Origin of the sequence: Enterobacter sp. CGMCC 5087, from assembly GCF_003144775.1 — a bacterium.
Taxonomy (GTDB): Bacteria; Pseudomonadota; Gammaproteobacteria; order Enterobacterales; family Enterobacteriaceae; genus Enterobacter; species Enterobacter cloacae_M.
In genome coordinates, this window is record NZ_QFXN01000234.1 from 31,954 (window position 1) to 41,406 (window position 9,453).

At 61.8% G+C, this 9,453-nt stretch carries 11 protein-coding genes and 1 pseudogene; 9 read left to right on the forward strand and 3 right to left on the reverse strand.

Annotation, left to right across the window (positions count from 1 at the left end):
- The first annotated feature begins 2 nt into the window (after positions 1-2).
- The 9 genes from DEO48_RS20780 to acpT are packed head-to-tail and all read left to right on the forward strand — an operon-like array spanning position 3 to position 8,110.
- On the forward strand, positions 3-425 hold the full coding sequence (locus tag DEO48_RS20780) for a thioesterase family protein (protein ID WP_023309526.1): 423 nt from the start codon (positions 3-5) through the stop codon (positions 423-425).
- A complete protein-coding gene (locus tag DEO48_RS20785) occupies positions 422-1,027 on the forward strand; it encodes an outer membrane lipoprotein carrier protein LolA (RefSeq protein WP_109846169.1) in 606 nt (201 codons plus the stop codon). The genes DEO48_RS20780 and DEO48_RS20785 overlap by 4 nt, the downstream gene beginning before the upstream one ends.
- On the forward strand, positions 996-3,320 hold the full coding sequence (locus tag DEO48_RS20790) for an MMPL family transporter (RefSeq protein WP_109846170.1): 2,325 nt from the start codon (positions 996-998) through the stop codon (positions 3,318-3,320). Before DEO48_RS20785 ends, DEO48_RS20790 begins: the two co-directional genes overlap by 32 nt.
- Positions 3,317-3,895: a DUF3261 domain-containing protein gene (locus DEO48_RS20795; protein WP_023309529.1), complete on the forward strand. Its 579-nt coding sequence runs from the start codon at positions 3,317-3,319 to the stop codon at positions 3,893-3,895. Before DEO48_RS20790 ends, DEO48_RS20795 begins: the two co-directional genes overlap by 4 nt.
- A gap of 1 nt (position 3,896) precedes the next feature.
- Entirely contained in the window at positions 3,897-5,066 is a 1,170-nt protein-coding gene (locus tag DEO48_RS20800; protein WP_109846171.1) for a beta-ketoacyl-[acyl-carrier-protein] synthase family protein, read from the forward strand.
- Positions 5,063-5,536, forward strand: a complete 474-nt coding sequence (locus DEO48_RS20805) for a 3-hydroxy-fatty acyl-ACP dehydratase (RefSeq protein ID WP_109846172.1) — start codon at positions 5,063-5,065, stop codon at positions 5,534-5,536. Before DEO48_RS20800 ends, DEO48_RS20805 begins: the two co-directional genes overlap by 4 nt.
- The gene (locus DEO48_RS20810) at positions 5,533-6,264 is read left to right on the forward strand and encodes a 3-ketoacyl-ACP reductase FabG2 (RefSeq protein WP_032662188.1); all 732 of its coding nucleotides are present in this window, start codon (positions 5,533-5,535) and stop codon (positions 6,262-6,264) included. The genes DEO48_RS20805 and DEO48_RS20810 overlap by 4 nt, the downstream gene beginning before the upstream one ends.
- Positions 6,261-7,490: a beta-ketoacyl-ACP synthase gene (locus DEO48_RS20815; protein WP_109846173.1), complete on the forward strand. Its 1,230-nt coding sequence runs from the start codon at positions 6,261-6,263 to the stop codon at positions 7,488-7,490. The genes DEO48_RS20810 and DEO48_RS20815 overlap by 4 nt, the downstream gene beginning before the upstream one ends.
- Before the next feature lie 2 nt (positions 7,491-7,492).
- Positions 7,493-8,110, forward strand: coding sequence for a 4'-phosphopantetheinyl transferase AcpT (acpT, locus tag DEO48_RS20820; protein WP_109846174.1), 618 nt, complete (start codon positions 7,493-7,495; stop codon positions 8,108-8,110).
- Here the strand turns inward: acpT and arnF are convergent.
- The 3 genes and pseudogenes from arnF to arnT form a co-directional block, all read right to left on the reverse strand.
- Positions 8,058-8,447 (reverse strand): 4-amino-4-deoxy-L-arabinose-phosphoundecaprenol flippase subunit ArnF, encoded by a 390-nt coding sequence (gene arnF, locus DEO48_RS20825; protein ID WP_109846175.1) that lies wholly within the window; start codon positions 8,445-8,447, stop codon positions 8,058-8,060. The two genes, acpT and arnF, sit on opposite strands and share 53 nt — an antisense overlap.
- Positions 8,444-8,779 carry a 4-amino-4-deoxy-L-arabinose-phosphoundecaprenol flippase subunit ArnE gene (gene arnE / locus DEO48_RS20830; RefSeq protein ID WP_039263049.1) on the reverse strand — a complete coding sequence of 112 codons (336 nt, stop codon included), beginning with the start codon at positions 8,777-8,779 and terminating at the stop codon, positions 8,444-8,446. Before arnE ends, arnF begins: the two co-directional genes overlap by 4 nt.
- Positions 8,779-9,453, reverse strand: a pseudogene (gene arnT, locus DEO48_RS20835) (4-amino-4-deoxy-L-arabinose lipid A transferase); the annotation flags it as partial. The pseudogene arnT and the gene arnE, both read right to left, overlap by 1 nt.

Genomic DNA, 9,453 nt, shown 5'->3' on the forward strand with positions numbered 1-9,453 from the left:
GGGTGCTGACCGATCCCCGCTTTACGACTGAAGTTGAGATCACCGTTCCGTTCCACGACGTCGATATGATGGGCGTGGTCTGGCACGGTAACTATTTCCGCTACTTTGAGATCGCCCGCGAGGCGCTGCTCAATCAGTTTGACTATGGCTATCGCCAGATGAAGGCCTCCGGCTACGTCTGGCCCGTCGTCGATACCCGGGTGAAATACCGCGATGCGGTAACCTTTGAGCAGCGTATTCGCGTCCGCGCGCACGTTGAAGAGTATGAAAACCGCCTGCGCATTGCCTATCAAATTTTCGATGCGCAGACCGGCAAACGCACCACCACCGGTTACACCATCCAGGTAGCGGTGGAAGAAGCCACCCGCGAGATGTGCTTTGTGAGCCCGGCAATACTGTTTGAACGAATGGGAGTGACGCCATGAGATGGTTGCCTTTGCTGGCGCTGATCGTCAGCCCGCTGGTCAGCGCCGTGACGCTGGATGAACTGCAGCAGCGCTTCACCGGGCAGCCCGTCGTGCGCGCGCACTTCGAACAGGTTCGCACCATAAAAGATATGCCGCAGCCGCTGCGCTCGCAGGGCGAGATGCTGATCGCCCGCGACAGCGGCCTGCTGTGGGATCAAAAAGCGCCGTTTCCGATGATGCTCCTGCTGGACGACAAGCGGATGGTTCAGGCCATTAACGGCCAGCCGCCGCAGACCGTCACCGCCGACAATAATCCGCAGATGTTCCAGTTCAACCATCTTCTGCGGGCCCTGTTCCAGGCCGACCGCAAGGTGCTTGAAGAGAACTTCCGCATCGATTTTAAAGACCTGGGCGCGGGCCGCTGGTCGCTGGTGCTTACGCCAAAAACGACGCCGCTGGACAAGATTTTCGCCACCCTCGATCTGGGCGGCGCGACCTATCTGGAGACGATTCGTCTCAACGACAAACAGGGCGACCGTACCGATATCGCCCTTTCACGCCACCAACTGACGCCCGCCAGCCTGACCGATGACGAACGCCAACGCTTTGCCGCACCGTAAATCCCTGCGCCCGGCGCTGCTGTGGGCCACGCTATGCCTGATTCTGCTGGGCGTGCTGCTGTCGCTGCTGCCCGGTGCGCGTCTGAACAGCAGCGTGCTGGCCATGCTGCCGAAGCAGACGCTGGGGGCGATCCCGCCGGCGCTCAACGACGGGTTTATGCAGCGTCTCGACCGCCAGCTGGTCTGGCTGGTCAGCCCCGGCAAAGAGCCCGATCCGCGCGTGGCGCAGCAGTGGCTGGCGCTGCTGCAAAGTAGCGATTCGCTCAGCGAGGTCAAAGGCCCGATGGATGCCGCCGGGCAAAAGGCCTGGGGAGAGTTCTTCTGGCAGCACCGGAATGGCCTGATCGATCCCGCCACCCGCGCCCGCCTGCAAAACGGCGGAGAAGCGCAGGCGCAGTGGATTTTATCTCAGCTCTATTCGGCCTTTTCCGGCGTCAGCGGCAAAGAGCTGCAAAACGATCCCCTGATGCTGATGCGCGGCTCGCAGCTCGCTCTGGCGCAAAACGGCCAGAAGCTGCGGCTGATGGACGGCTGGCTGGTCACACAGGATGAGGCGGGAAACTACTGGTATCTGCTGCACGGCGAGCTGGCGGGCTCGTCATTTGATATGCAGCAGACCCACCGGCTCGTGACGACGCTTAACGCGCTGCAGGAGAGGCTAAAAGCGCGTTTCCCGCAGGCGCAGCTGCTTTCGCGCGGGACCGTGTTCTACAGCGATTACGCCAGCCAGCAGGCCAAACGCGACGTCTCGACGCTGGGCATCGCCACCCTGCTTGGCGTGTTCCTGCTCATCGTGGCGGTGTTCCGCTCTCTGCGCCCGCTGCTGCTGAGCGTGCTCTCCATTGCCATCGGCGCGCTGGCGGGTACGGTGGTGACGCTGCTGCTCTTTGGCGAACTGCACCTGATGACGCTGGTGATGAGCATGAGCATCATCGGTATTTCAGCCGACTACACGCTCTACTACCTGACCGAACGGATGGTGCACGGCGCGGAGCATTCCCCCTGGCAAAGCCTGGCCAAAGTGCGCAATGCGCTGCTGCTGGCGCTGCTGACGACCGTTGCCGCCTACCTGATTATGATGCTGGCCCCCTTCCCCGGGATCCGCCAGATGGCGGTGTTCGCCGCCGTGGGGCTGAGCGCCTCCTGCCTGACGGTGATTTTCTGGCATCCGTGGCTGTGCCGCAGTTTACCGGTGCGCCCGGTTCCGCTGATGGTCCTGATGCTGCGCTGGCTGGCCGCCTGGCGACGCAATAAAAAACTGTCCGTTGGTTTGCCCGTCGCGCTGGCGCTGCTCTCCGCCGTGGGGATGAGCACCCTGAGGGTGGACGACGACATCGCCCAGCTGCAGGCCCTGCCGAAAGATATTCTGGCGCAGGAGAAGGCCATTACCGCCCTGACCGGACAGAGCGTCGATCAGAAATGGTTTGTGGTGCATGGCGCCTCGCCTCAGCAAACGCTGGAGCGGCTGGAAGCCTTTACCCCGGCGCTGGCACAGGCGCAGAAAGCCGGAGAGATCGCCCGCTGGCGTACCCTGCCGCTGAACTCGCTGGCGCGCCAGAAAAGCGATCTGAAGCTACTGCGCGAGGCTGCTCATGCGGTGACGAACGTGCTGAAAAGCGCCGGGCTCAGCGCCGTATCCCCAAACCTCGATGCCATGCCGGTCAGCGTGGACGCGTGGCTTAAAAGCCCGGCCAGCGAAGGCTGGCGTCTGCTCTGGCTGACCCTGCCCAACGGGGAAAGCGGCGTGCTCGTGCCGGTGGACGGCGCGAAAAACAGCGCTTACCTCGGTGAACTGGCTGCGCGCCATGACGGCGTCGTCTGGGTCGATCGCAAAGCCAGCTTTGACAGCCTGTTTGCCCTCTACCGCACGCTGCTGACGGGGCTACTGTTTGCCGCGCTGGCGGTGATTGCCTGCGGGGCGATGCTGCGCCTCGGCTGGCGTAAAGGGCTGATAAGCCTGGTGCCGTCCGTGCTGTCGCTGAGCTGCGGCCTGGCGGTGCTGGCCGCAACGGGCCACCCGGTGAATCTGTTCTCACTGCTGGCGCTGGTACTGGTGCTCGGCATTGGCATTAACTACACGCTGTTTTTCAGCAACCCGCGCGGTACGCCGCTGACCTCGATGCTGGCGATTACACTGGCCATGATGACCACGCTGCTGACGCTGGGCATGCTCGTCTTCAGCGCCACCCAGGCCATCAGCAGCTTTGGCATCGTGCTGGTGAGCGGTATTTTTATCGCCTTCCTGCTGGCTCCGCTGGCGATGCCGGATAAGAAAGAGAGAAAACGTAAATGAACGCTTTTTATCGCGCCGTCGCGCTGGCCGCGGCGCTGCTGCTGGCGGGCTGCAGCCATTCGACCGATACCAAAGAGACGCGGCCTCAGGCCTGGCTCCAGCCGGGCACCAAAGTGACGCTGCCGCCGCCCGGCATTAGCCCGGCGGTCAGCTCCCAGCAGCTGCTGACAGGCAGCTTTAACGGACAAACGCAGTCCCTGCTGGTGATGCTCAACGCGGATGCGCATAAGGTCACGCTGGCCGGGCTCTCTTCCGTGGGCATTCGTCTGTTCCTGGCAACGTACGATGAGACCGGTATTCATACCGAACAGTCGATCGTCGTGCCACAGCTGCCGCCCGCCAGCCAGGTGCTGGCCGACGTGATGCTCAGCCACTGGCCGATTAGCGCCTGGCAGCCGCAGTTGCCGAAGGGCTGGACGTTAACGGACAATGGCGATCGGCGCGAGCTGCGCAACGCCAGCGGCAAGCTGGTGACGGAGATTGTCTACCTGCAGCGCAAAGGCAAGCGCGAGCCGATCAGCATCGAGCAACACGTCTTTAAATACCACATCACCATTCAATATCTGGGTGACTGAGATGATTTATATATCCGCTGTTGGCATGGTCAACGCGCTGGGCAACTCGCCTGACGAGATTGCCGCGAACCTGACGGCAGGCGTGGCGCCGGGGATGCACGCCCGGACCGGCTGGTTGCAGGGTTTACCCGAAGCCGTACTGGGCGGCGTGGAAGGCGAGCTTCCGCCCATCCCGGACGCCTTCTCCGCACACCGCACCCGCAACAACCAGCTGCTGCTGGCCGCGCTGGCGCAGATTCAGCCCGCCGTCGACGAGGCTATCGCCCGCGTCGGTCGCGACCGCGTGGCCGTGGTGCTGGGAACCAGCACCTCCGGGCTGGATGAAGGCGATGAACACGTACAGCGCATGACCCATGGCGAAGCGAGCACGCGCTGGCAGTATCCGCAGCAGGAGCTTGGCGATCCGTCCCGCTTCCTCGCCAACTGGCTTCAGCTCGAAGGTCCGGCCTATACGATCTCCACGGCCTGCTCTTCCAGCGCGCGGGCGATGATCGGCGGCAAACGTCTGATTGAAGCCGGGCTGGTGGACATCGCCATCGTCGGCGGGGCCGATACCCTGAGCCGGATGCCCGTCAACGGCTTTAACAGCCTTGAATCCTTCTCCCCTACGCTCTGTGAACCCTTTGGTCGCGACCGCCAGGGCATCACCATTGGTGAAGCCGCCGCGCTGATGGTATTGAGCCGGGAGCCCGCCGACGTGGCGCTGCTCGGAACGGGCGAATCCAGCGATGCGTACCATATTTCCGCCCCGCATCCTCAGGGTGAAGGGGCGATAAGGGCTATCAAACAGGCGCTTAATGAAGCGGGTATGCAGCCGCAGGATATCGGCTACATCAACCTGCACGGCACGGCCACGCCGCTCAACGATCAGATTGAATCGCAGGTGGTGCACGATCTCTTCGGGGAAAGCGTGCCGTGCAGCTCAACCAAACACCTTACCGGCCATACGCTGGGCGCCGCCGGTATTACCGAAGCGGCCCTGAGCTGGCTGATTCTGACGCGCGATCTGCCGTTGCCGCCGCAGGACTTCGCCCGCTACGCGCCGGACGACACGCTGGCGTCGTGCGGCCTGCTGCACCAGCGCGCCGCTCTGAAAAAGCCGGTCATTTTGTCTAACTCGTTCGCGTTTGGCGGCAATAACGCCAGCATCCTGCTGGGGAGAGCCTCATGAGCTACTTATCACCCGAAGCCTACCTGCCGCACGAGGCGCCAATGATGCTGCTTGGGTCCGTTGAGTGCGTTACGGACGACACAGCGGTCTGCCGCGTGGCCGTCAACGGGCAAAGCGTGCTGGCGCCGTTTCTCAATGCCGATGGCGACCTGCCGGGCTGGTACGCGCTCGAGCTGATGGCGCAGACCGTCGGCGTCTGGTCAGGCTGGCATCGCCAGCAGCAGGGGCAGGATCATATCGCGCTGGGCATGGTGCTCGGCGCGCGCGAGCTGGTCTGCGCCAGCGGGCATTTCGCCGCAGGCCTGACGCTGGACATCACCGTTAAGCTGCTGATGCAGGACGAACGCTTCGGCAGCTTTGAATGCGCGATTTCCGCGAATGAAGAGACGCTGGCCACGGGCCGGGTCAACACCTTCCAGCCGAGCGCAGAAGAATTAACATCGCTTTTTAATCAGGGATCTAACGCATGAGTCGTTCCGTACTGGTCACAGGGGCCAGCAAAGGCATAGGGCGCGCCATTGCCCGCCAGCTCGCCGCCGACGGGTTTACCGTAGGCGTGCATTACCATCGTGATGCCGCAGGCGCGCAGGAGACGCTGGACGCCATCACGCAGGCGGGAGGCAACGGTCGTTTACTCGCCTTTGATGTGGGTAACCGCGAACAGTGCCGCGAGGTGCTGGAGCAGGAGATTGAAGCCCATGGCGCATGGTATGGCGTGGTCAGCAACGCCGGAATTACCCGCGACGGCGCCTTTCCGGCGCTGAGCGAAGACGACTGGGACAGCGTGATCCACACCAATCTCGATAGTTTTTATAACGTCATTCACCCCTGCATTATGCCGATGATTGGCACCCGTAAAGGGGGGCGCATTATCACCTTATCGTCCGTGTCCGGCGTGATGGGCAACCGCGGACAGGTGAACTACAGCGCGGCCAAAGCGGGCATTATCGGCGCCACCAAAGCGCTGGCGATTGAGCTGGCAAAACGCAAAATCACCGTCAACTGCATCGCCCCGGGTCTGATTGATACCGGCATGATTGAGATGGAAGAAGCCGCGCTGAAGGAAGCGATGTCCATCATCCCAATGAAACGTATGGGCCAGGCTGAGGAGGTCGCCGGGCTGGCAAGCTATCTGATGTCGGATATCGCGGGCTATGTTACCCGCCAGGTCATTTCTATTAACGGAGGAATGCTATGACGCGTCGCGTGGTGATTACGGGCATGGGCGGCGTGACCGCCTTTGGCGAAAACTGGCAATCCGTTTCCAGCAGGCTGCTGGCGTATGAAAACGCGGTGCGTAAAATGCCGGAATGGCAGGTGTATGATGGCCTGCATACCCTGCTGGGCGCGCCGATCGATGATTTCACGCTGCCGGAGCACTATACCCGCAAGCGTATTCGCGCCATGGGCCGGGTGTCGTTGATGTCGACCCGCGCCACCGAGCTGGCGCTGGAGCAGGCGGGACTGATTGGCGAAGCGGTGCTCACCAACGGTCAAACCGGTATCGCCTACGGTTCTTCGACTGGCAGCACCGGTCCGGTCAGCGAATTCGCGACCATGCTCACCGAAAAGCACACCAATAACATCACCGGGACAACCTACGTCCAGATGATGCCGCACACTACGGCGGTGAATACCGGCCTGTTCTTTGGACTACGTGGCCGCGTCATCCCGACCTCAAGCGCCTGTACCTCCGGCAGCCAGGCGATTGGCTACGCCTGGGAGGCCATTCGCCACGGGTATCAGACCGTGATGGTCGCGGGGGGCGCTGAGGAGCTGTGTCCGTCTGAAGCGGCGGTGTTTGACACGCTGTTCGCCACCAGCCAGCGCAATGACGCGCCTAAACACACCCCGTCGCCATTTGATACGCAGCGCGATGGTCTGGTCATTGGGGAAGGCGCAGGCACCCTGATTCTGGAAGAGCTGGAGCATGCAAAAGCGCGCGGGGCCACGATCTACGGCGAAATCGTGGGCTTTGCCACTAACTGCGACGCGGCCCATATCACCCAGCCTCAGCGTGAAACCATGCAGATTTGCATGGAGCAGTCGCTGTCCATGGCGGGATTAAGCGCCCGGGATATGGGGTATATCTCCGCGCACGGTACCGCCACCGATCGCGGCGATATCGCCGAAAGCCTGGCCACCGCCGCTATCTATGGTGACAGCGTGCCGGTTTCCTCGCTGAAGAGCTATTTTGGCCATACGTTGGGTGCCTGCGGCGCGCTGGAAGCGTGGATGAGCCTGCAGATGATGCGTGAAGGCTGGTTTGCCCCGACGCTCAATTTAACGCAGCCGGATGAGCAATGCGGTGCTTTAGATTATATTATGGGAGAAGCCCGTCAGATTGACTGCGAGTATCTGCAGAGCAATAACTTCGCGTTTGGCGGCATCAACACCTCGATTATCATTAAACGCTGGGCGTAACTATGTACCAGTTAGTACTGGGAAAAATCTCCACTCTTTGCGCGGACCCGCTGGCGTCAGCGCTCGCAGACAGGGCGCCTCAGGGTGCCCGACAGGCCTCCTGGCTGGCCGGGAGGACGCTGCTCGCCAGAACGTTATCCCCTCGCCCGCTCCCCGACATCATTTACGGCGAGCAGGGCAAACCGGCCTTCGCGAAGGGTCATCCGCTGTGGTTCAACCTGAGCCACAGCGGTGACGATATTGCCCTGCTGATGAGCGATGAAGGTGAAGTCGGCTGCGATATCGAAGTGATTCGCCCGAGGAAGAACTGGCAGGCGCTGGCTAATGCGGTGTTCAGCATGACGGAGCATGACGAGCTGGAGCGTGAAGCGCCCGAGGAACGGCTTTCCGCGTTCTGGCGTATCTGGACGCGGAAAGAAGCGATTGTGAAACAGCGTGGCGGCAGCGCATGGCAGATTGTCAGCATCGACAGCACGGCGCAGACGCACGCGGTCAGTCAGCTACAGGTCGGCTCGCTGAGCCTTGCCGTCTGCACATCGACCCCTTATACCCTGACCCACGAGTCGATTATTCACGTTGGGACGTTCGGGGCAGAAAAATCACTAACACGCCCAGAATAATAAACCCGACGCCCACCAGCCCGTGCCAGGAGAAGCGCTCCCCCCAGCCCGGCAGCAGGATCGCGGCGCCCCACACCAGAATATAGCTGAGACTCAGCAGGGCATAGGCTTTGCTGAGCGCCATACGGTGCAGCGCCAGATACCAGCAGCCCATGGACGCCACATACCCCGTCAACCCCAGCAGCAGCGCGCCCGTGCCGGACGAGAAGTGCCACAGCGCGGAAACAAACACCAGGATCTCACTGATCGGTGGCAATGCCTGCATGGCATTGCGCAGCAACAGCTGCGCCGCGCTGACTAACAGCACGCTGCATAAGGCCCAGAACGCTCCTTTCACAGGCTCCCTCCCAGGATAACAATCCCGATGATGATGAACCCTACCCCCAGCCAGTGATGCGCAGCAACGTGCTCACGCCAGAACGCCTTCGCCGCCAGCGTCACCCAGACAAAATTGAGGCTCAGCATAGGATAGGCAATACCGACAGGCAGGCGTTGCAGCACCACCAGCCAGACCAGCATCCCGCTGCCCAGCGCCAGCAGTGCCAGGCCAAGCCACAGCGCGATGTGCGCCCCGCGCCGCCCGGCTTTCGCCGGACGGGTGGCCTGTTTCTGGCACAGCTGTCCCGCGCAGCTGAGCAGGCTTGCCAGTATCAGCCAGATCCAGGTCATCACTTCGGCAGATACTCCAGCAGGGCCAGACGCCCCTGAATATACAGGCTGTCCGGTTTCGGCAGATTTGCGCGCGCGATTTCATCGTGTTTTGACAGAAGAATCACCAGCGATACGCGCCCCTGCTGACGATGCTCCGCCAGCCACTGCGCGAAGTCATCTTTATCAACATAACGATCTTTCGCATCGGGATAATCCAGTCCGTAGCGCAGTTCGCCGCTTTGATCGAACATCGTGATGTCATTGCGCTTCAGCTCCCACGCCAGGCCCGCGGCCACGCCAACGTTATTGGCCAGCACGAATCGGCTTTCCTGAAGCGGCTCGCGCACGGTATCGACCAGCGACTGCGGCTGTTTGGAATCCACCACCAGGTTCGGAATGGCAAAACCAATCAGCAGCGCCAGCCCTGCAGGGCACAGTGCCGCCAGCCACCAGCGCTGCTGGCTCTGTCTGAATGTAAACCAGCCTACCGCGGTCCAGATGAGGAACGCCACCACCGCACAGAAGACTTTATACAGTTCAACCGACGTCCAGACCGGATGCTTCGACAGTCCCCACGGCGAGACCACCAGCGCCGCCACCACGCCGATAACGCCAAACGCCAGGTTAATCCCGCCGTTAATGCGTAACGCTCTGGCACCTTTTTCCGCCGCGAGGCAGGCATAGCGCGCCAT

Coding starts and splice junctions, on each gene's coding strand:
- DEO48_RS20810 (WP_032662188.1), top strand. CDS start 5,533: ATGAGTCGTTCCGTACTGGTCACAGGGGCCAGCAAAGGCATAGGGCGC.
- DEO48_RS20795 (WP_023309529.1), top strand. CDS start 3,317: ATGAACGCTTTTTATCGCGCCGTCGCGCTGGCCGCGGCGCTGCTGCTG.
- DEO48_RS20815 (WP_109846173.1), top strand. CDS start 6,261: ATGACGCGTCGCGTGGTGATTACGGGCATGGGCGGCGTGACCGCCTTT.
- DEO48_RS20805 (WP_109846172.1), top strand. CDS start 5,063: ATGAGCTACTTATCACCCGAAGCCTACCTGCCGCACGAGGCGCCAATG.
- arnE (WP_039263049.1), bottom strand. CDS start 8,779: ATGACCTGGATCTGGCTGATACTGGCAAGCCTGCTCAGCTGCGCGGGA.
- acpT (WP_109846174.1), top strand. CDS start 7,493: ATGTACCAGTTAGTACTGGGAAAAATCTCCACTCTTTGCGCGGACCCG.
- DEO48_RS20800 (WP_109846171.1), top strand. CDS start 3,897: ATGATTTATATATCCGCTGTTGGCATGGTCAACGCGCTGGGCAACTCG.
- DEO48_RS20785 (WP_109846169.1), top strand. CDS start 422: ATGAGATGGTTGCCTTTGCTGGCGCTGATCGTCAGCCCGCTGGTCAGC.
- DEO48_RS20790 (WP_109846170.1), top strand. CDS start 996: ATGACGAACGCCAACGCTTTGCCGCACCGTAAATCCCTGCGCCCGGCG.